This is a genomic window from Ruegeria sp. YTSA075 (assembly GCF_059610245.1).
This window is the reverse complement of sequence record NZ_JBXWNG010000018.1, coordinates 18,786-39,330: the sequence shown is the minus strand read 5'-3', so window position 1 is coordinate 39,330 and position 20,545 is coordinate 18,786. Positions and strand designations below refer to the sequence as shown.

Below are 20,545 nucleotides of genomic sequence, written 5' to 3'. Positions count from 1 at the left end.
TGGGCCTTGCGCCCCGCCGGATCTGTTGGATGATTGCTTTCTGAGCAATGCGAAGGGCCGTCAGGCCCGGAGCCAGACCAATCTGGTTCCGAGGCTTTACACTTTGGTCAGACCTTCAGGCTGATTGATCCGAGCTGAACGCTGGCTGCCTACGAAGCCCGCGAAAGGCTCAGTGCTGTGTCCCGGCATCCAATTTCTTGCTGCTCAGATGATCCAATACCGAACCACATAATAGTAATTATGTAAATTTTGCTGACCTATTTGTGAGAGCGAACTCGTGAGCAGCTTTTCCAAAATCTTCACTGAAAACGGACGCCAGCTCAACGCCATTTGGTCTTTGTTTGCGCTCGTCGGAACCGGCGTTACCGCCCAGGTCATCGAATACGAGCCCGATGGCAGTGTGTTTCTGAACGGTGCGCGGGCAGAAATCGTTGATGGCGTCGTTCGTCCGATCCGGATGCGTGAATACACGCTTGAAGAACAGCCCGAAGCACCCAAGGCCAAGCGGACAGCAAAGATCGAGATTGCGGGTAAAGCACCGCGACCTCGCAACGCCTCGGGTGGTTGGTCGCAGGAGCGGATCGTCAAAGAAATCCATGCAGCGGCAGACCGGCATGACATTCCGGCTGAGCTTTTCATGGCGCTGGTCTGGCAGGAAAGCCGGTATCGGGCTGATGCCCGGTCGCCCAAGGGTGCAATCGGTTTCGCGCAGCTCATGCCGGGAACGGCAAAAAACCTGGGCGTGAACCCAAAGAACCCCGCAGAAAATCTCGACGGTGGTGCCCGCTATTTGGCGGCGCAGTACCACGCGTTCGGAACCTGGAAGCTGGCGCTTGCCGCCTACAACGCCGGGCCTCACCGCGTCGTCGAATATGGCGGCGTCCCCCCCTTCACCGAAACCCGCAACTACGTGCGGATCATCCTAAGCAAAGTGAGCACTTCCTCATGAACAAAACCCACTTCATCCAACAGACCGCGTTCTTCGCGCTGGTTCTGATTGTCGTCAGTGCTGCACCGGCCTCCGCTGGCTGGCTGCAAGATGCCATTGGCGATTTCATCAACGAAACGCTGGCCGACTCGAAGGTCGTTGGCGTCAGCCTTGCCGCTGTCGGCTTCATCTGGGGCTGTCTCGCCTACGTGTTCGGCTGGGGTTCGTTGAAAGGCCCTGTAATCGCTATCGTCGTCGGTGCTGTTATCGGCCTCGCTGATACGTTCATCGGAGCCTGATTGATGCCGCGCCGCAATACGGTCTTTCGCGGCCTGAGCCGCCCCGCAGAATGGGGCGGCCTACCCGTGATCTATCTGCTGGTGATCCTCGGGATGACAATGCTGTCGTTCTTCATGTTCGGGATAGCGCCAGCAATCATTGCGGGTTTTGTTTTCTACACCGGGCTTCGCCTCTTTTACGAATGGGAACCGGCTTTCTTCCGCGTCCTGTCCGTAACCCTTTCCAAAACTCCGCGCACCAAAAACCGCCAGCATCATGGGGGAGATTACTATAGTGCCTAAGCCTGCTGCACAGGATTTGTGGACCCTTGCCCGCTCGTTGATCGAACCGAGCTGGCGCAAGGATGAAATGAGCCTCTTTCAGATGTTGCCGTATGGCTATGTCGTGGACGATGAGGTCATTTCCACACGCAACGGTGGCCTTATGGTGGTGGTGCGACCGGATCAGCATGTGGCGAACATCCTGCCGATCACGGAGCATGAAGAGCTGGCAGCGTTTTTTGACCACTTCATGATCGAACAAAACTAGGAAAGCGGGGCATCAGCCCCGCCTTTTCCCCGAAACGTCGCTCGGCTACTTGAGCCGCTTTGCCGCGTCCGCCGCGGATGTCCGCATATTGCGGGCGAAGAGCGTCACATCGATCTCCGTCGCGACGAAAGTAGCGCCTAAGGCGCGGCATTGCGCCTGTAACTCTTTATCCAGCGTCAGGATGCCCGCCGCCTTGCCCGCCGCGACGATCCGCTGGATTGCGTCCAGAACCCTCGCTTTGACCTCGGCCTGCCCGGGCTTGCCGATATATCCCATATCCGCGGCCAGATCGGATGGGCCGATGAACACACCGTCCAGCCCCTCGACCGCCAGAATGTCGTCCAAAGCGTCCATGCCCTTTTGGTTTTCGACCTGTGCCAGCAGGCAAATCTGCTCTCGCGCTGTGGTCAGGTAATCGCCAATCGCGGCAAAGTCCGAGGCGCGGGCAAGGGCCGACCCCACACCGCGCACGCCGTGGGGCGGATAGGTGACGGCATCGACCAGCGCCTGCGCCTGTGGGCCACTTTCGACCATGGGGATCAGCAGGGATTGGGCGCTTGCGTCCAGCAGTTGTTTGATGATCCACGTCTCGCCGATGGGTGGGCGCACCATGGCATGGCTGCCGCGTCCGGCGATCACTTGCAGCTGCGCCGTGATGGACCGAAGATCATTGGGCGCATGTTCACCGTCAATCAGCAGCCAATCAAAACCGGCCCCTGCGCTGATTTCGGCAATGTAAGGATCGGCCAGCCCAAGCCAGCAGCCCAGTTGCAGCTCTCCTTTGGCGATGGCGGCTTTGAATGGATTATGCGGTGCGGGCATTGGTGCTCCTCTCAGGCAAAGCTGATATCAACAGTGCCGAAGGGGCCGAAGTCAGCATGAATCTCGGCGCCTGATGGGCATTCTATCGGACGAATGAAACTGCCCGACAGGATGATCTGACCCGGTTCAATACTTTGGCCATATTGGGCCATACGGCGGGCCAGCCAGACAACACTTTCAACCGGATCATTCAGCACCCCTGCCCCTAGGCCGGTTTCCTCAACCTCGCCATTTCGGGACGTGATCGCGCCGACCCAGCGCAGGTCAAAGGCATCAATCGGATGACGCTCTGGCCCCAGAACGATCCCCGCATTGGCAGCATTGTCGCTGATCGTGTCATAGACAGTGCGCGTCGCCTTGGTCTGAGGGTCGATGCGCAGGATGCGCGTGTCGAGGATTTCGATGGAGGGCGCGACATAGTCTGTCGCCGCAATCACGTCGTCGCGGGTCACATCTGCGCCGCCGATGGGTGATTTCATCACAAAGGCGATTTCCGCCTCGATCCGTGGTTGGATGAAACGCCCCTTGGGCACCGTCGCGCCATGGTCAAACACCATGTCGTCGAACAGGATGCCACTGTCCGGGATGTCGATGTTCAGCGCATATTGCATGGCCTTGGACGTAAGCCCGATTTTCCACCCCACCACAGATCGCCCTTGGTCCAGCTTGGCGCGGTAGATGGCGTTTTGCACGGCATAGGCATCATCCATCCCCATCTCATGATGGCGCTTGGTCAACAGGCCGATCTGTTCGCCAGTCGCTTCGGCTTGCAAAAGGTCGGCGGCGGCTTGGGCGTGATCTTGGGGCGTCATAGCTGCTCGTCCTCAATCGTATTGCGCAATGTGCCGATGGTGTTCACCTCAACCTCGACCACGTCGCCGGGTTTCAGGAATTGCGGCGGGTCCAGTCGCGCGCCGGACCCAGTAGGCGTGCCGGTGACGATGATATCGCCGGGCTGCAGCGTCATGAAGGTCGAGATGTATTCAATCTCGCGCCGGATCGGGTGCATCATGCGGGACAGAACATCGTCTTGCCGCACCTCGCCATTGACGCGGGTAATGATGCGGGCGTCGTCCAACTGGGCCGCGTCGGTAAAGGGCACAAGCCATGGGCCAATCGCCCCCGAATTGTCCCAGTTTTTGCCTTGGGTAACATTGAATTTCGCGTGCCGGACCCAGTCACGGATCGTGCCTTCGTTGCAGATCGTCAGAGCCGCGATATGGTCATAGGCATCGGCCTGCGCAATGCGGCGGCCGCCTTTACCGATCACAATGGCCACCTCGCCTTCGTAGTCCAACTGCGGGCTTTCCGGAGGGCGGACCAGCGGGCAATCATGCCCTGTGAACCCGCTGGCAAAACGCGGAAAGAGCGACATGTATTTCGGCTGCTCGGACCCGTCTTTGTATTCCGCATTTCGGTCCGGGAAGTTCACGCCCACACACAGGATGCGGCGGGCATTGGGTAAAACCATCTCATATTGAAAATCGGTGTGGGTGACGGATTGTCCCTCTGCCGCTGCGCCAAGGTCAGCAAGGCCGCCGGCCTGCACGGCGTCAAACAATGTGGGCCACTGAGCGAAGGCATCGTTCAGGGCGATCATGCCAGCCTCGGTAACGGCGCCGTAGAATGTTTTTCCGCCGCTTGTGTATGTTGCAAATTTCATCGGATGGTCCTCCCAGTCCATTGCTTAAGCGTCCTCGATCCCACCCATGCAGATGTATTTCAGTTCAAGGAAATCATCGAGCCCGTGGCGCGATCCTTCGCGGCCCAGACCGGACATTTTGACCCCGCCAAACGGGGCCTCGGCGGTTGAAATCGGACCCGTGTTCACGCCAACCATGCCATAGTCCAGCGCCTCGGACACGCGCCAGACGCGCGCATGGTCACGGCTGTAGAAGTAAGAGGCCAAACCGAACTCGGTGTCATTGGCTGCGGCAATGACCTCTGCTTCGGTGTCAAACCGGAACAGAGGGGCCACCGGGCCAAAGGTTTCTTCGGTGGCGACGGCCATGTCGGCTGTCACATCTGTAAGGATCGTCGGCTCAAAGAAGGTCCCGCCAAGGGCATGGGGTGAGCCGCCATGGATCACCTTGGCTCCTTTGGCTGTCGCATCCGAGATGTGGTCCGTCACCTTGGTCACGGCTGCATCGTCAATGAGCGGGCCAAAGATCACGCCTTCGTCAAATCCGTTGCCCGTGGGCAAAGCCGCGACCTTGGCCGCCAGCTTGTCTGCAAAAGCGTTGTAGGTCCCCGATTGAACGTAAATTCTGTTCGCACAGACACAGGTTTGCCCGTTGTTGCGGAATTTCGCGATCACAGCACCCTCGACAGCCGCATCAAGGTCGGCGTCATCGAACACGATGAAGGGTGCGTTCCCGCCCAGTTCGAGCCCGAGCTTCTTGATCGTCGGCGCACATTGGGCATAGAGCTGCGCGCCGACCTCAGTGGACCCGGTAAAGGTCAGTTTGCGCACGACGGGGCTGTCGGTCATGGCCGACCCAATTTCGCGAGCAGAGCCGGTCAGGACCGAAAACAACCCTTCGGGCAACCCTGCTTCTTCGGCCAGCACCGCCAGTGCAATCGCTGAAAACGGCGTTTGGCCCGCAGGCTTTAGCACCATGGCGCAACCGGCGGCAAAGGCGGGTCCTGCCTTGCGCGTGATCATGGCGTTCGGGAAGTTCCATGGCGTGATCGCCGCGACAACGCCGATGGGTTGCTTGACCGACAAGATCCGTTTGTCGGGCGCATGGCCGGGCGTGATGTCGCCATAGGCGCGCCGGGCTTCTTCGGCGAACCACTCGATAAAGGATGCGCCATATGCGATTTCCCCCGCCGCTTCGGCCAGGGGTTTGCCTTGTTCCGCCGTCAGGATTTGGGCCAGATCAGACTGGTTTTCCATCATAAGATCGAACCAACGGCGCAGAACCGCGCTTCGATCCTTTGCCGTGCGCGCGGCCCACGCCTCTTGGGCGGTTTGGGCCGCTTCGATCGCCTCTTGCGTCTCTACCCGCCCCAACTTGGGGACATGGCCCAGCACATCACCGGTGGCTGGGTTGGTGACGGCGACCCCTTGACCGTCTGCGGCGATCCAGCGGGTGCCCACACGGGCGGCCTGCCGCAACAGCGACGGATTCTTTAAGGTCAGGGTCATGGCGCGATGATCGGGCTGGCGTTCAATTCAGGATCCTTGAGGTCGACGCCCACAAACTGCGTCCCGTGCTTGAACCAACTTTCCGGTGCAGCCGCGCCCCAGAGGGTTTGGCGCTGGGGGTCCTTGAGGTCCCACTTAATGGGCTCAAGATCGGGGTCAACCGTCTGATAATCCGAGCAATAAATCTCAATCCGGTGGCCATCGGGGTCAAGGATATAGAGGAAGAACGCATTGGAAATCCCATGCCGTCCGGGGCCGCGTTCGATATTGTCCACGTAGCCAGTCGTCGCCATCAGGTCCAGCAGGTCGATGATGTTCAGCGGCGTTGGCACCCAGAACGCCACATGGTGCATGCGCGGGCCGGTCCCACTGGTAAAGGCCATGTCATGCACGCCACCTTTGCGGTGCATCCATGCGGCCCAGAGTTTTTTGCTCTCTTCATCTTCGGTGTATTCGGTCACACGGAAGCCAAAGTCGGAATAGAAATCGACCGACGCATCAACATCGTGGCTAAAGCAGTTGAAATGGTCGATCCGCAGCGGTTTGACCCCGCGATAGAGCGCGTATTTTTGATGAATGGGCTCCAGCCGGTCCATCTTGTGATAAAATTCCAGCGGGATGCCCATGTTGTCTGACGTCAGTAGCGTGCGGCCCTGATACGGGCGCTCGACCCACTCGGTTGGTCGGCCTTTGGACTTGAAATAGGTCTCCGCCTTGTCGAGGTCCGCCTCGTCAAAGGTCTTGAAACCCATGACTTCTACCGTGCCCGGCTGGTCGGACTTCTGCAGGATCACGCAGTGGTGGCCCCGTTCTTCCATGGCGCGCAGATAGACGTGGCTCTCGCTTTCGTCGGTGACCTGCAGGCCAAGGATATCGGTGTAGAACTTGCGCGATGCGGCGAGGTCTTTGACGTTCAGGCAGACGTGGCTGAGCCGGATCGTGTTGAAATCGGGGTATAGGTTTGGCGCAGGTACGGGCATCAGAGTGCTCCCTTTTCTATTCGCTATCGCGTCGCTACTTGAGCGCGCCCAGTTTCGTGATTTTATGCTGACCGGTGGCAAAGCCGATGTGCTTTTGTTCCATGTAGAATTCGAACGACCAGTCCCCGCCATCGCGGCCGATGCCGCTGGCTTTGACGCCACCAAATGGAGTGGGCAGGTGGCGGACATTTTCGGAATTCACCCAGATCATCCCTGCCTCCAGCTTGTCGGTAAACCGCAAGGCGCGGGTCAGATCGTTGGTCCAGACATAACCCGTGAGGCCATAGGCGGTGTCATTGGCCATCTCCAGCGCCTCTTCTTCGGTCGAAAACCGGATTGACGTCAGAACAGGGCCAAAGATCTCTTCCTGCGCGATGCGCATCTTGTTGTGGGCCTGGGTGAACAGGGTGGGACGGACGAAGTACCCTTCATCGCCCACAACTTCGCCCCCGGCTGCAACCGTGGCGCCGTCCTGTTTGGCGATGTCGAAATAGCTGGTGACTTTGTTGAAATGTTCTTCGGTCACAAGCGGGCCGATTTCCGTTGCCGGGTCCAGCGGGTGACCCACGCGAATGTTGTTGACCCGTTCGATCAGCTTGGCTTCGAATTCCTCGCGGATGGTATCCTGCACCAAAAGCCGCGAGGACGACGTGCACCGCTCGCCGTTGATTGAATAGATCATGAAGATCGCCGCATCGAGGGCGCGGTCGAGATCTGCATCATCAAACACGATGACCGGGTTCTTGCCCCCCAGTTCAAGGTGGTTCCGCTTGAGCGTGTCGGCCCCCTGTTTGGTGATCAGGCTGCCCGTGCGGCTTTCGCCGACAAAGGCGATGGCTTTGATCTTGGGATGTTCGCACAGCGCCTTACCGGCACCTTCGCCAAAGCCGTTGACGGTGTTCAGCACGCCGGGCGGCAGGCCAGCAGCCTCAGCGATTTCCACGAGTAGTCTGGCGGTCAGCGGCGAGGCTTCGGCCGGTTTGTGAACCACCGTACAGCCTGCCGCCAAAGCTGGCGCAATCTTCCATGTGGACAGCATAAACGGTGTGTTCCACGGGGTGATGACCCCTACCGGCCCAATCGGCACACGGGTGGTGATGTTCATCAACGTTGGTGATTTCAGATGCTGACCATCGCGCGCCTGCACAACCTGATCGGCGAAATAGCGGAAGTTCTCGGCCCCACGCAGGGCGGCCTTGGACATGAACTTATAGGCCTGGCCCGTGTCCCAGCATTCGCACAGTGCGATCTCTTCGGCGCGGACTTCGATCCCTTCGGCAATACGGATGAGGATCTTCTTGCGCTCGCCCGCAGGCATATCGCGCCACGCGGCAAAGGCGTCATGCGCCGCATTCGCGGCCTGATCAATGTCGGCGGCAGCACCATGGGCCACATCGCAGATTACCGACATGTCGACCGGCGAGGTGGTTTGAAACACCCCCATTGAACCTGCCGCATCCGCGCCCGCGATGCGGTTCTGAATACCGGTCTCGCGGAACCGCGCGAGATAGCCATCAAGTTTTGCATTGTTGTCGTCAAGAACGCTCATGCGCTGTCCTCCATATGGTCGCGGACGTTTCCGAATTTGGGTGAAAGCGCGGCATCAATGTCGCGCATCTCGGCCGATAGGGCGATAGACCGTGTTTCCATCGCAGGGGCCATGAAGTCTTTGAGGGCGGCAAAGATGCAAGCGATGGCGTGTTGCTTGACCTGATCCGTCCGCCCTTCGCGCAGCCGCACGCTTAGGTCGATAAATCCGTGCTTTGCATCTCCATCCGCCATCGCAACGTGATCCACTCGGGTGGCGCGCACGCGGATACCAGCGGTTGGAAAGGTCTCAACCTCAGCCGCCGCCGCTCTGATCGCTTCGCACAGCGCGCTCATATCCACGACATCCTCAAGGTTGCCGGAATAATCGATCTGAAAGTGCGGCATGTCATTTCCTTAACATGTTAATTGTTGCCAAGTTAAGTAGCGGACATAGTGGTTGTCAATACTTCACCGTAAGAGCACATCAGGTTTCATGACCAAATCGTTCCCGCCAACCAACCGATCCCTCCCCATCGCACTCATTCGCGCCCGCGAGGGGGTGATGTCCCCTATCCGTGAAATGCTGTCGGAGACCGGTATCACAGAACAGCAGTGGCGCGTGTTGCGCGTGTTGGCCGAATTTGGCCGGATGGATACCAAGACCCTTGCGGACCGATCGAGCCTGTTGTTTCCCAGTTTGACACGGATCGCCGCGACCTTACGCGACAAAGGCTTCGTCACTCAAACCCGTGATGACAAAGACCGACGCCGACAGTTCATCGAAATCACCGCCATGGGTCAGAAAATCATCGACGACCATGCGCCGCAGGCGGCGATGATCGTGGCGGGTTTTAAGGAAACGCTGGGTGACCAAGACTATGAGACCCTTCTCGATCTGCTGACCCGGCTGGACCCGGGGGCACAGACCTAGACATTGATTGTCCCATCGGCGCGCCAGCCGTCTAAAATCTCGAGCGCCTTGTCTGCGAAGGCCGCATCGTTGATGTGACAAGGTAGGCGGTGGGTCGCTACGGTGTCAGGGACATGCGTTTCGAATTCGGCCAGAAACGCGGAAAGACCATCGGGGTTATACAAATCGGCGCCTTCGCGGTCCCACTCACCCAGCCCGTGTTCCGGAAGGATCAATGCTGTCGGTGCTGTGGCCTTTGCCAATTGTTCGCAATGCGCGCGCGCGACGCGTTTGGTTTCATCCGCTTGCAGGACAATCGAGGTGATCAAGCGGTTGTGCGCATGTTTCATATGCGCATCCCATTTGCTGTCGATGGGTTGCCATCCAACGACGTCCACCAAGTCATAGCATCCCGGCGCCACGATTTGCGGCGTCCCGCTGGCTCCGGCGTTGGTCAAACGATCCGCCCCGGCCGAGATGTTAGAGCCATGTACGTGGTTGCCCAATTCTTGCGTGCAGAAGTCAAAGACACAGGCAAAGGCCCCCTGCTCGGCGAGACTTTCATAAGCGCGCCCGCCCATGCCAGTCGCATGGAACACGGCCACTTCAAATCCACGCTCTTCCAGCGCAGGCTTCAGAGGGATCACATATTTCAAAGCCGAGGTGCCCAGCGAGGTCATCCCGATCAGCGGTTTGTCGGGATCCGGCCTTTGCACGGCTCTGGCCGCGCCCAGGACCCCGCCCGCAGCCTGCGACAGAGATGCCTTGCACACAGAATTGAGCCCATAGAGCCCGCCAGCCCAGAGGATCATTTGTGTATCAGCCGCCAGCCGTTCGGCAGGGATCAACGGAGAGAACGAAACTGTGGACACGATGTACTTCGGCACCCCAAGCGGAAGGGCAGACGCCACATCCAGCGCCAGATCGGTGCCCATCGTGCCGCCCAGCACGATAATCCCGTCATATTTGCCCTCGGCGTGTAAACGCGCGGCCAACAGGCTCGCACCCTTGGCCATGATCTGCATCGCGTGGTTTTCATCGCCACTGTCGATGGCTGCCTGGATTGAGCTTCCGCCCTCGGCGGCCACATCATGTTTGGAGTAGTCCGTGGGCTGGGATGGATCCCCGAGCACCGACACATCCATGGTCACGACCCGCCCGCCCTGATCGCGGATCACGCCGGCGAGATACCCCAACTCATCATCTTTGGTGTCATAGGTCCCGATGACCAGAATTGTTTTGGTGTCGCTCATAATTTGATCCACGCGGTCTTGAGGTTCACATATTTCTCGATGGCATGCAGGGACTTGTCAGCACCATTGCCAGACTGCCCCACGCCTCCCAGCGGCACAGTGCCATCCGCTCCGCCATAGGTGTTGATGTGCATGACCCCCGTGCGTACCGCGCGGACCATGCGGTGGGCGCGGCCTAGGTTCGCCGTCCATGCCGCCCCTGCCAGACCGTAAACAGTCGAATTGGCGAGCGAGATCGCCTCGTCTTCATTCTGAAACGCTGTCACGCCCAAAACCGGTCCGAACACTTCTTTCTGGGCCAACGTCGCATCGCGGGTCACGCCGGTGACAATTGTCGGGGCCATGTAGGTGCCACCGGTCTCCTCTAGTATGCGCGAGCCGCCGGTGACGACCTGTCCGCCCTCGGCGGTAGCGGTTTCGACAAAGCCTAGGTTCGCCTTCAACTGCACTTCGGAATTGATTGCGCCAATATGGGTGTCAACCTTGAGTGGGTCACCCACGCGCATGGCCTCTGCGGCCTTGGCGACTGCGGTGACAAAGTCATCGTGAATGGACGCCTCGACCAACAGGCGCGAGCCTGCAACGCAGACTTGCCCTGCATTGCGGAAAATTCCAGCCGCTGCGACCTTAGCGGCCTCATCAAGGTTTGGCGCATCCGCGAAAACAATATTGGGGGATTTGCCGCCCAGTTCCAGATAGACCCGTTTCATGTTGGACCGTGCCGAATACTCCATCAGCCGCCGCCCTGTGGCACCTGAGCCCGTGAACACCAACACGTCCACATCCATCGAAAGACCAAGCGTTTCACCCACCACGCGGCCTTCGCCGGTCACGGCGTTCAGCACGCCGGGTGGTAGACCCGCTTCAAGCGCCAGTTCCGCCATCCGCATCAGGGATAGGGATGCAGTTTCCGCAGGTTTCAGAACAACGGAATTGCCCATTGCCAAGGCTGGCCCCAGCTTCCATGCGCCGATCATCATTGGGAAGTTCCATGGGATGATTGCGCCGACTACGCCCACAGGTTCCTTGTGGATCATGCCCAGAATGTCGCCCGCAGTCGGGGCGATTTCGCCGTAAATCTTGTCCAGCGCCTCGGCATAGTAGCGAATTGTGGCCGCCGCCGACCCAGGCTCGGCCTTTAGGGCCATGCCGATCTCGGTCCCGTTGTCGCGCACACCCAGAACCGCCAGTTCCAAGGCATTTGCCTCGATCAGATCGGCCCATTTCATCAGCACCTTCTTGCGCGCGGCCGGCGGTTGCCCCGACCAGCGCCCATCCTCAAATGCCGCGCGGGCCGAGGCAATGGCTGCCTCCATGTCCGCAGCCGTCCCCGCAGCCGTCGTGGTCAATCCCGTGCCATCAATGGGTGAGATAATGTCCATCCGCCCGCCGTCCGATGCAGGCACATGTTTTCCATCAATCAGGTGATCGAAGGCAAGGACAGGCAAGGCGCGGAGCGCGTCGATCTTTGTTTGGTCCATCTGGCTATCTCGTCTGGGTATCGTGTAAGTCGTGATCGTCTTCGGGCTGATGCGCGCGCCATTCTTTGATGAGGGTGCGCAGATGCAGCGCCAGCACCAGAAGGATCATACAGAACAGAATGGCCGCAATGGGTCGGTCGATCACATCCAGAGGGGTCTTCAAGCGCGGCAGGGCGGAGCGCAGCTTCACCTCCATAATGCCGCCCAACACCATCCCCAGAATGATCGGCACAATCGGCAGGTTCAGCCGCTTGAGGATCAGGCCCAGCACCCCGAACCCAGCGGCGATCATGCAGTCGGTCAGCGAGTTGCGCAGGGAATAGACGCCCACAAAAGACAGCAGCAGGATCATCACCCCAAGGAACCGTGTCGGCACGCGGATGATCCTGGTCAGGAGGTTCGTTGAAAACAGCAGGAACACCATCACAATGACGTTCAAAGCGATCAGCGCAAAATAGAGGCCATAGACCAGATCAATGTTGTTCTGGAACAGTTGCGGGCCGGGGATCACGTTGTGGACATAGAAAACAGACAGCATCATCGCCGTCAGCGCCTCACCCGGAATGCCCAGCGCCAAAAGCGGGATCATCGCGGCGGCGGGCACGGCATTGTTGGCGGCCTCGGATGCGATTAACCCTTCGGGCGACCCTTTGCCGAAGTTTTCAGGCTCTTTGGATGTCTTCTGCGCGTAAGTGTAAGACATGAACTGCGCCGTGAATTCGCCCGTGCCGGGGATCATGCCAAGGATCACTCCGAACCCTGATGCGACCGTCGCCACACGTTTATGGCCCAGCAGCTCTTTGATCCCTGCGCCCATGCGGCCTGTGATGGGTTTGGCATCGGGGCTGTTGTCGGGGGCGGTCAGCAGGAAGAAGGCTTGGGACAAGGCGAACAGCCCCAGCACCACCACAATCAGGTTCACCCCAGATGACAGGAAGGAATAGCCAAACGTATAGCGCTGAGTGTAGGTCACTGCGTCCAGGCCAACGGTTTGCAGGAATATCCCGAACATCGCCAGCAACCCCGCCGCCATGATTTGCCCCCGATGGGCAAGGATCACGAGGATGATGCCCAGCAATGCAGCCAAGAAAATCTCGCGCGAGCCGAACATGGGCGCGATCAGGGCCAGGACGGGTGACAGCAGGATCAGGCACAGAATGCCGAAGATGCCACCCCAGAAGGATGCCGAATAGGCCAATGACACAGCGCGGTGCGCCTCGCCCCGCTCGGTCATCGGGTAGCCATCATAGGAGGTCAAAGCATTCACCGCCGTACCGGGCGTGTTGATCAGAACCGCCGGGATCGCGCCGCCGTACATGGACGAGCCGTAGATCCCCAAGAGCATCGTTAGCCCTACAATCGGGTCGAGCGAGAAGGTCGCAGGCAGCAAAATTGCAATCGCCACAGCTGGGCCGACGCCCGGAATTGCGCCGATGATTACACCCCCGATGGACCCCACCAGAAGCGCCAGCATCACATCCCAACGCGCGAGCATCTCAAGACCGGCAACGAGGTTTTCCATCTGAGCGGTCCTTTAGAAATACGTCAGCATGATCTGGCGCAGCCCGTCGGGCAGGCTCTCGTAGATCAGGCCCGAGGGCAGGTTAACCTTGAGGAAGGTCTTGAAAAGCAAAACGATCACGACGGCGGCGACAGCCGAAATGCCAAGTGTTGACACCTTGCGGTAGCCCGCCCTCAACGCCAGCGCGACAGCAAAAAGCACCGTTGAAGGGAGATAGCCTGCATAGGGCACAAGCAGCGCATAAGCGATGAACCAGCCCGCATATTCCAGCGATGAAATCCACAGCCAAACTTCTTGCCAGCGGCCGTAAATACGTTCGGACAGGGCAGACCCCAGCAGGTGGAAAGCCGCAAAGAGGACCATGCCGCCCAAGGATACCGCAGGCCAGAACCGTGGCTGAGCGAACAGCTTCCCGCCGTTTTTCCAAGTGGTCTGATCCATCAATTGCGACAAAAGAAATACAGACACCACCAATGCGATCCAGGCGAAGACAATGTCACCCGGTCGGCGGTAGCGCTTGAACAAGGATTGGAGCGTTTTCACACGCGACATGAGCGATGTCCGAATGTCAAAATGAAATACGGCCGGGCAACTCTGTGGGATGCCCGGCCAATTCTTAGACCTTACTCGGCCAACATGGCTTCGATACCGGCGAGGGTCTCGATATCCTGCGCGATCTGCGCCTTCACCTCGTCAGCGGACTGCCAGTAGACCAGCGCACCGGTTTCGGCGGCCAACGCCTGTGCGCGATCAGACATGACAGTCTCTTGCGCGACGGCGATGATCTTGTCCTGAACGTCCTGCGGTGTGTCGGCGTGCACAAACAGTCCGTTCCACAGGGACACATCAAGGCTTGGCGCCAGTTCGGCCACAGTCGGCGTATCAGGTGTCAGCGAAATCCGCTCGGACCCGATAGAGGCCAGCACGTTCACATCATCGAGGCAGGGCAGGATCAGTTGCAGCGTGGTGTTGATCACGTCTACGTCGCCGGAGGCCAGCGTGTTGCAATCCAGCGCATCAAACGCCGCGTCAGAGGCGTAGGAGAAACCCATTTCCTTGGCCAGGCCCAGGGTCACCTGTGTCGGCACCAGCGGTGCCCCGAAATGCCCCAGAACCACATCGTTGTCCTGAGCGTGAGCCGCCAGTTCTTCCATTGTGGAATAGCCAGCATCACCACTTGCAGCGATCACGAAGGGGTATGTCAGGAAATTGCCAAGCGGCACAAAGGGGTCAGGGTTCAGCTCGGGAATGCCGATCTGAGGGCCGACAACGGGCACTGCGATGATGAACGACCCAACCGTGTAGCCGTCAGCAGGCGCATTCGCCACTTCGATTGCACCTGGGAAGGGGCCACCACCGCCGCCGGGCTTGTTCACGACAGCTGTCGGCACGCCGTAGGCTTCCGAGAAGTCCTCGGCGATCATGCGTGTCAGCACGTCTTCCAGATCGCCGGGAGGCCACGGCACGACGAATTCCACTGGTTTTTCCGGATATTCAGCCTGTGCGGCCCCTGCGACAGCCGCCATGGCCAGCGCCATTGCCGTCACGGATTTCGAAAATTTGGACATTTCATTCTCCCTGTAAGTCGGTTCATATGTCGAACCGTTGTTATGGAAAAAAGGTTGCCTTGTTAAATATCTTCTGTCAAACTTTTTTTGTTCCCGCCAATCTGAAAGGGTTAAAATGTCCTCCGCCGCCAAAGCATTGACGCTCCTGTCCTACTTCTCTGCCGCCCGGCCAGAGATTGGGCTGTCGCAAATGTGCCGGATCGCGGGACGGGACAAAGCAACGACCTATCGGCACTTGCAGGCCCTTGAAACGGCTGGATTTGTTGAGCAAAATCCGGCGACGAAACACTATCGACTTGGCCCTGCAGTCATGCAGTTGGCACAGGTGCGTGAGGCAACCGTGCCGCGCAAAGAGGGGGCAAAGCCCGCCCTGACCGCCCTGGCAGACGTGACCGGTGAAACAGCGCATGTGACGGTTCTGTCAGGAGAGACCTTATACGGGCTTTGTGATTGCGAATCCCCTCACCATGGCATCCGAGCGGTGATTGATCTCAACATCTTTCCGTTTCATGCAACCGCGTCAGGCCTATGCGCGTTGGCGTTTGGGCCTGACGAATTGTTCGACGTCGCCGCTGCCTCGCTAGAAGGCTTCACTGAAAAAACACCGACCACCAAGGCAGATCTCGCCAGCCTCGTAGACACAATTCGTCGCAACGGGTTTGGTGTCGGCAATCAAAGCTATGCGGCCGAAACCAAAAGCCTGTCCGCTCCTTTATTTGACCAAAGCGGACACTTTGCTGGCGCCGTGGCTGTCGCCTGCGTGGCCTCTCGGTTCACGCCAGAGCTGGAACAGACAATCAAATCAGAATTGGTGATCGCCGCCCGCGAGATCACCCGCAACTGGGGCGGAACAACGCCCGCCGAAATTGAGGCCGCATGGGCCCGCTCCCTTTCACATCCGATGACAATGGAATCCACGCCATGAAAGATTCGAACTTCCTAAAGGAAAACAATGGCCGCTTTATGTGGCACCCAATGACCTCTCCTAAAGACAGCGCCGACAATCCCCCAAAGATCATTACCGGCGGCGATGGCGTGTCGATCACTGATATCGACGGTCACCGCGTTGTCGACGGGGTGGGCGGCCTGTGGAACGTCAACCTTGGCTATTCCTGCCAGCCGGTCAAAGACGCCATCGCGCAGCAGCTGGACACTTTGCCTTACTACTCGACCTTCCGGGGCACCTCGAACGATGTGTCGATTGAACTGTCTTATGAGCTGAGTGATTTCTTTGCCCCGGATGGATTGAGCCGCGCGTTCTTCACCTCTGGCGGGTCGGATTCAGTCGAAACCTCGCTGCGTTTGGCGCGGCAATTCCACAAGCTCCGGGGCGAAGCGGGGCGTACCAAATTCCTCAGCCTCAAGAAGGGGTATCACGGCACGCATATCGGCGGTGCATCGGTCAACGGCAACGCGAACTTCCGCAACGCCTATGAACCGCTTTTGCCCGGCTGCTTCCACATCCCGGCGCCCTACACCTATCGCAACCCGTTCAACGAAACAGATCCGGAGAAGCTGGCGCAACTCTGCTTGCAGGCGCTTGAGGATGAAATTGCCTTCCAGGGCGCAAACACCATCGCCGCCATGATCATGGAGCCGATTTTGGGCGCAGGCGGGGTGATCCCGCCCCACCACAGCTTTGCACCCGCCGTGCAAGACATCTGCAACCGCAACGGCATCTTGTTGGTCACCGACGAGGTCATCACGGCCTATGGGCGCACCGGCGCATGGTCGGGGGCGCGGCTTTGGGGCATCCAGCCTGATATGATGGCCACCGCCAAAGCCATAACAAACGGCTACTTCCCTTTTGGGGCGGTCATGCTGGGCGAGCAGATGATCGAGGTGTTCGAAGGCAATCCAGACGCCAAAATCGGACATGGCTATACCTACTCTGGCCACCCCGTCGGGGCAGCGGCTGCTCTGGCCTGTTTGGCCGAAACGAAACGACTGAATGTCATCGAAAACGCCGCGGCGCGAGGTACACAGCTATACGAGGGCTGCAAGGCGCTGATGGAAAAGTATGACATCATCGGCGACGTGCGCGGGGGCCACGGCCTAATGACCGCCATCGAGATGGTCAGTGACCGAAAGGCCAAGAAACCGATCGACGGTGGCACGGCCCAAACCGTACAAGAGGTCGCCTATCAGAACGGTGCCATGGTCCGAGTGTCCGGCCCCAACCTGATCCTGTCGCCGCCGCTGGTCCTGACCGAAGCCGACGCCACCACCATTCTGACCGCGCTTGATGCCGGTTTTGCCGCCATCGGAAAGGCCTGACATGTCCAATGATTACGTTGCCCTCTTGGGCACCAAGGGCGGACCCGCCGTACGCCCCGGTTCTTCTTTGCCGACCTCGAACCTCATTTCTCTGAATGAAGAGCGTATTGTTGTTGATTGCGGTCTTGGTGTCACAAAGGGCCTGATCGATCAGGGGATGCAGCTGCGGGATCTGTCGCTGATTTTCATCACCCACCTGCATTCCGATCACTTTCTCGAACTTGGTCCACTGCTGCACACGGCATGGACGGCTGGTCTGAAGACCCGCGTCGACATCTATGGCCCCGCTGGCATTGATGCCTATCTGGATGGGTTTCTTGCGTCCATGAAAGCGGACATTGATCTGAGGGTCGAGGACGAGGGCCGTCCGGACCTGCGCGACCTGATCGGCATCCATACGATCGACGCAGGTCATGTGATGGAGCGCTGCGGCATATCGGTTTCGGCCATCCGCACCGAACACCCACCGCTGATCGACACTTTCGCTCTCTCATTCAAGACAGCCGACAAACATGTGGTCTTCTCGGGAGACACCGCCCGGCTCGAAGCGCTTGAAGACTTTGCGCGCGGCGCGGACCTGCTCATTCACGAAGCGATGCTTGAATCTGCATTGCCCGCCCTAATGGCGCGGATCGGGAATGGGTCGGATAAACTGATGCACCACTGGCTGCGCGCGCATACCTTTGCCCATGATGCGGCCATGACGGCGGCTAATGCAGGTGCAAAGCGGCTGGCCTTGTCCCATCTGATCCCGTCCGATGATCCCGACTATGGCCCAAAAGACTGGCAAGAGGCCTGCGCTGACCACTACGAAGGAGACCTGATCGTCGGCCATGACGGTGTAAGGATCGAGCTATGAGCCGCCCTAACGCAGAACTCGTTGCGGACCGCGCAAGGCTCATGGGGCCCAATGTCTCGACCTTCTATGACGATCCGGTTCATGTCGTGAAAGGCGAAGGCGTTTGGCTTTGGGATGCAGATGGCCGCAAGTACCTCGATTGCTACAACAACGTGCCCCATGTGGGCCATTGCAACCCACGAGTGGTGGACGCTATTTGCAAGCAAGCCAGCACGCTGAACACCCATACCCGATATCTGCACGACGGCATCCTGTCCTATATCGAGCGGCTGACCGCGACGATGGATGCCAGCCTCAACACCGCGATCCTGACCTGCACCGGGTCCGAGGCCAACGACATTGCCCTGCGCATGGCCGAGGCAATGACAGGCAAACGCGGGATCATCGCTACCGATGCTACATACCATGGCAACACCTCGCTGGTCAGTCAGCTGAGCCAATCGAATATTCCAACGGTCGGGTTCGGCCTGGGCCAGTATTTCCGTTTTGTCGAAGCCCCCGACAGCTACCGCGACCCCGATCCGGACGGCACGGCATTTGCGGCCAAAGTGGCCGATCAGATCGCAGCACTCGAAGAGGACGGCACCGGCTTCGCCTGTCTTGTCGTCTGCCCCTATTTTCTGAACGAAGGTTTCCCCGATAATCCGGACGGCTGGCTCAAACCGGCAGCAGAAGTGGTGCGCAAGGCAGGCGGCTTGCTGATTTGTGACGAAGTGCAATCCGGGTTCGGCCGCACCGGCACCCATATGTGGGCCCATGAGAAAATGGGCGTGGTGCCGGATGTGATGGTTCTCGGCAAACCCATGGCCAACGGGCATCCGGTCGGTGGCGTGGTTGCAAACGGCGATATCGTGGCGGCCTTTCGCAAGGGCTACCGGTATTTTAACACCTTCGGCGGAAACCCCGTGTCCTGTGCGGCGGCCATGGCCGTGCTGGAGGAAATCGAGGACAAAAACCTCGTCGCCAATGCGCAAACCGTTGGCGCCTATGCCCGCGAACGGATGGACGATCTCGCGACGCGCCATGACGCAATTGGTGACGTGCGCGGCTCTGGCCTGATCTTTGGGGCAGAGATGGTCATGGACCGCGAAACCAAGGTGCCAGCATCCGACTTCACAGACCGCGTGATCAACGCCCTGCGGCGCCGCGGCATCATCCTGTCCAAACTGGGCCGCCACAAGAACACCCTCAAGATCCGCCCGCCCATGCCATTCTCGCAAGAGAATGCAGACTTACTTTTTGATACGCTGGACACGGTTCTGGCTGAAACACCGTTAATCCGATGAGTATAGCAGAACTGGCGCTCCCGTTCTGGGGGCTCGACGGCGCGACGGTCACCTTGGTCGCCACCCGCGAAAACAAGGTCTACCGTGTCGAGAACGGACCAAACCGCTTTGCCCTGCGCCTGCACCGGCAAGACTACCGAACCGACAGCGAACTCGCCGCTGAATTGGGCCTCATGGCCATGTTGGACCACGCGGACCTGTCCGTGCCCGCCCCGATCGCGGCTCTTGATGGGTCACATCTCCAAATCGTGGGCGATGTACAGGTCGATCTGCTGACATGGCTAGAGGGTGAGACGTTGGATACGGCCCTGCCTGCGATGGGCCCTGATGCCCGCAAGGCCGCGTTCGAACGGCTTGGTCGGACCATGGCGCAGATGCACGACGCGATTGATGCTTGGCCGCAAGCCGCGCGCAGCGACCGCCCGTCTTGGGATGCCGACGGTCTTTTGGGGGATACGCCGCTGTGGGATCGGTTCTGGGACAATCCCGCCCTCACGGCGGACCAAAAGGCACGAATGCTGGCCTTTCGCGAAAGGGCCGCAACCGCGCTGTCTGACCTTGCGGCAGAGCTGGACTACGGCTTAATCCATGCGGACCTCGTCCCTGCCAATGTCATGATGTCGGACAACGCCCTACACGTTATCGACTTCGACGATGGCGGGTTTGGCTTTCGTCTGTTTGAGGTGGCAACGGCGCTCTTGAAACACCGACCCGCCCCGGATTACTCCGCTTTGCAAGACGCGTTGATCGGTGGCTACACATCCCTGCGCTCTTTGGATGTCAAACAGCTCCCTCTATTCCTTGCCTTGCGTGCGGCGACCTATGTCGGCTGGAACATCACCCGCGCGGCGGAAGATGAAAGCGGCGCGCGCAATGCTCGGTTCATCGCGCAAGCCGACGACCTGATCAGGGACTACATGGCGATGGGCTGACCTACGGTTCAAATGCTGAGGCGACGATTTCGGCCTTCTTTGCCCGATACATCTGTCCGGGCCAACGGAACCACTGGCAGATGCTGATGGGTGGAACCCAGCGGATGACCGCTTCGCTCGACAGATGTTCTTCGCAATTGTCGATGTCCTGCACGAAGCGGCCATTCAGATCGAGGCTGTCAGCGGCCGTTTTGTCCGCTCACCACCCATTCCCGCGC

22 protein-coding genes are annotated in these 20,545 nt (G+C 59.2%); 10 read left to right on the top strand and 12 right to left on the bottom strand.

The features are described from left to right. Positions 1-277: 277 nt before the first annotated feature. Genes AC2FGE_RS19570 through AC2FGE_RS19555 form a run of 4 tightly spaced genes read left to right on the top strand, consistent with a single transcriptional unit; the run spans position 278 to position 1,756 of the window. Positions 278-949: a lytic transglycosylase domain-containing protein gene (locus tag AC2FGE_RS19570; RefSeq protein WP_496820976.1), complete on the top strand. Its 672-nt coding sequence runs from the start codon at positions 278-280 to the stop codon at positions 947-949. Further along, positions 946-1,227: a hypothetical protein gene (locus tag AC2FGE_RS19565; RefSeq protein ID WP_496820975.1), complete on the top strand. Its 282-nt coding sequence runs from the start codon at positions 946-948 to the stop codon at positions 1,225-1,227. Before AC2FGE_RS19570 ends, AC2FGE_RS19565 begins: the two co-directional genes overlap by 4 nt. A 3-nt stretch (positions 1,228-1,230) precedes the next feature. Next, on the top strand, positions 1,231-1,509 hold the full coding sequence (locus AC2FGE_RS19560) for a VirB3 family type IV secretion system protein (RefSeq protein ID WP_152460684.1): 279 nt from the start codon (positions 1,231-1,233) through the stop codon (positions 1,507-1,509). After that, on the top strand, positions 1,502-1,756 hold the full coding sequence (locus AC2FGE_RS19555; RefSeq protein ID WP_496820974.1) for a hypothetical protein: 255 nt from the start codon (positions 1,502-1,504) through the stop codon (positions 1,754-1,756). The genes AC2FGE_RS19560 and AC2FGE_RS19555 overlap by 8 nt, the downstream gene beginning before the upstream one ends. Before the next feature lie 45 nt (positions 1,757-1,801). Here the strand turns inward: AC2FGE_RS19555 and AC2FGE_RS19550 are convergent, their stop codons facing one another. The 7 genes from AC2FGE_RS19550 to AC2FGE_RS19520 are packed head-to-tail and all read right to left on the bottom strand — an operon-like array spanning position 1,802 to position 8,644. Further along, positions 1,802-2,578, bottom strand: coding sequence for an aldolase/citrate lyase family protein (locus AC2FGE_RS19550; RefSeq protein WP_496820973.1), 777 nt, complete (start codon positions 2,576-2,578; stop codon positions 1,802-1,804). 11 nt (positions 2,579-2,589) lie between these two features. After that, positions 2,590-3,390 (bottom strand): 2-oxo-hept-4-ene-1,7-dioate hydratase, encoded by an 801-nt coding sequence (hpaH, locus tag AC2FGE_RS19545; RefSeq protein ID WP_496820972.1) that lies wholly within the window; start codon positions 3,388-3,390, stop codon positions 2,590-2,592. Beyond that, positions 3,387-4,241: a fumarylacetoacetate hydrolase family protein gene (locus tag AC2FGE_RS19540; protein WP_496820971.1), complete on the bottom strand. Its 855-nt coding sequence runs from the start codon at positions 4,239-4,241 to the stop codon at positions 3,387-3,389. The genes hpaH and AC2FGE_RS19540 overlap by 4 nt, the downstream gene beginning before the upstream one ends. 24 nt (positions 4,242-4,265) lie before the next feature. Then, on the bottom strand, positions 4,266-5,729 hold the full coding sequence (locus tag AC2FGE_RS19535) for an NAD-dependent succinate-semialdehyde dehydrogenase (RefSeq protein WP_496820970.1): 1,464 nt from the start codon (positions 5,727-5,729) through the stop codon (positions 4,266-4,268). Beyond that, positions 5,726-6,709 (bottom strand): 3,4-dihydroxyphenylacetate 2,3-dioxygenase, encoded by a 984-nt coding sequence (gene hpaD / locus AC2FGE_RS19530; protein WP_496820969.1) that lies wholly within the window; start codon positions 6,707-6,709, stop codon positions 5,726-5,728. Before hpaD ends, AC2FGE_RS19535 begins: the two co-directional genes overlap by 4 nt. Positions 6,710-6,743: 34 nt before the next feature. Next, positions 6,744-8,258 carry a 5-carboxymethyl-2-hydroxymuconate semialdehyde dehydrogenase gene (hpaE, locus tag AC2FGE_RS19525; RefSeq protein WP_496820968.1) on the bottom strand — a complete coding sequence of 505 codons (1,515 nt, stop codon included), beginning with the start codon at positions 8,256-8,258 and terminating at the stop codon, positions 6,744-6,746. Further along, positions 8,255-8,644 carry a 5-carboxymethyl-2-hydroxymuconate Delta-isomerase gene (locus tag AC2FGE_RS19520; RefSeq protein WP_496820967.1) on the bottom strand — a complete coding sequence of 130 codons (390 nt, stop codon included), beginning with the start codon at positions 8,642-8,644 and terminating at the stop codon, positions 8,255-8,257. The genes hpaE and AC2FGE_RS19520 overlap by 4 nt, the downstream gene beginning before the upstream one ends. 88 nt (positions 8,645-8,732) lie before the next feature. Here AC2FGE_RS19520 and hpaR point away from each other — a divergent pair, with 88 nt between their 5' ends. After that, positions 8,733-9,170, top strand: coding sequence for a homoprotocatechuate degradation operon regulator HpaR (gene hpaR, locus AC2FGE_RS19515; protein WP_496820966.1), 438 nt, complete (start codon positions 8,733-8,735; stop codon positions 9,168-9,170). Here hpaR and AC2FGE_RS19510 read toward each other — a convergent pair. The 5 genes from AC2FGE_RS19510 to AC2FGE_RS19490 all read right to left on the bottom strand — a co-directional run bounded on the left by AC2FGE_RS19510 (position 9,167) and on the right by AC2FGE_RS19490 (position 14,973). Beyond that, a complete protein-coding gene (locus AC2FGE_RS19510; protein WP_496820964.1) occupies positions 9,167-10,402 on the bottom strand; it encodes a Tm-1-like ATP-binding domain-containing protein in 1,236 nt (411 codons plus the stop codon). The two genes, hpaR and AC2FGE_RS19510, sit on opposite strands and share 4 nt — an antisense overlap. Then, positions 10,399-11,883: an aldehyde dehydrogenase family protein gene (locus AC2FGE_RS19505; protein ID WP_496820963.1), complete on the bottom strand. Its 1,485-nt coding sequence runs from the start codon at positions 11,881-11,883 to the stop codon at positions 10,399-10,401. Before AC2FGE_RS19505 ends, AC2FGE_RS19510 begins: the two co-directional genes overlap by 4 nt. A gap of 4 nt (positions 11,884-11,887) precedes the next feature. Next, a complete protein-coding gene (locus AC2FGE_RS19500; protein WP_496820962.1) occupies positions 11,888-13,405 on the bottom strand; it encodes a tripartite tricarboxylate transporter permease in 1,518 nt (505 codons plus the stop codon). 12 nt (positions 13,406-13,417) lie between these two features. Beyond that, a complete protein-coding gene (locus tag AC2FGE_RS19495) occupies positions 13,418-13,957 on the bottom strand; it encodes a tripartite tricarboxylate transporter TctB family protein (protein WP_496820961.1) in 540 nt (179 codons plus the stop codon). 71 nt (positions 13,958-14,028) lie between these two features. Then, complete coding sequence (locus AC2FGE_RS19490) at positions 14,029-14,973, bottom strand: tripartite tricarboxylate transporter substrate binding protein (RefSeq protein ID WP_496820960.1); 945 nt, start codon at positions 14,971-14,973, stop codon at positions 14,029-14,031. Between the two features lie 115 nt (positions 14,974-15,088). Here AC2FGE_RS19490 and AC2FGE_RS19485 point away from each other — a divergent pair, with 115 nt between their 5' ends. Genes AC2FGE_RS19485 through AC2FGE_RS19465 form a run of 5 tightly spaced genes read left to right on the top strand, consistent with a single transcriptional unit; the run spans position 15,089 to position 20,327 of the window. Further along, on the top strand, positions 15,089-15,898 hold the full coding sequence (locus AC2FGE_RS19485; RefSeq protein WP_496820959.1) for an IclR family transcriptional regulator: 810 nt from the start codon (positions 15,089-15,091) through the stop codon (positions 15,896-15,898). Then, the gene (locus tag AC2FGE_RS19480) at positions 15,895-17,250 is read left to right on the top strand and encodes an aminotransferase class III-fold pyridoxal phosphate-dependent enzyme (protein ID WP_496820958.1); all 1,356 of its coding nucleotides are present in this window, start codon (positions 15,895-15,897) and stop codon (positions 17,248-17,250) included. Before AC2FGE_RS19485 ends, AC2FGE_RS19480 begins: the two co-directional genes overlap by 4 nt. A 1-nt stretch (position 17,251) precedes the next feature. Next, positions 17,252-18,109: an MBL fold metallo-hydrolase gene (locus AC2FGE_RS19475; RefSeq protein WP_496820957.1), complete on the top strand. Its 858-nt coding sequence runs from the start codon at positions 17,252-17,254 to the stop codon at positions 18,107-18,109. Next, on the top strand, positions 18,106-19,395 hold the full coding sequence (locus tag AC2FGE_RS19470; RefSeq protein ID WP_496820956.1) for an aspartate aminotransferase family protein: 1,290 nt from the start codon (positions 18,106-18,108) through the stop codon (positions 19,393-19,395). Before AC2FGE_RS19475 ends, AC2FGE_RS19470 begins: the two co-directional genes overlap by 4 nt. Continuing rightward, the gene (locus tag AC2FGE_RS19465) at positions 19,392-20,327 is read left to right on the top strand and encodes a phosphotransferase (RefSeq protein ID WP_496820955.1); all 936 of its coding nucleotides are present in this window, start codon (positions 19,392-19,394) and stop codon (positions 20,325-20,327) included. The genes AC2FGE_RS19470 and AC2FGE_RS19465 overlap by 4 nt, the downstream gene beginning before the upstream one ends. The last annotated feature ends 218 nt before the right edge of the window (positions 20,328-20,545 follow it).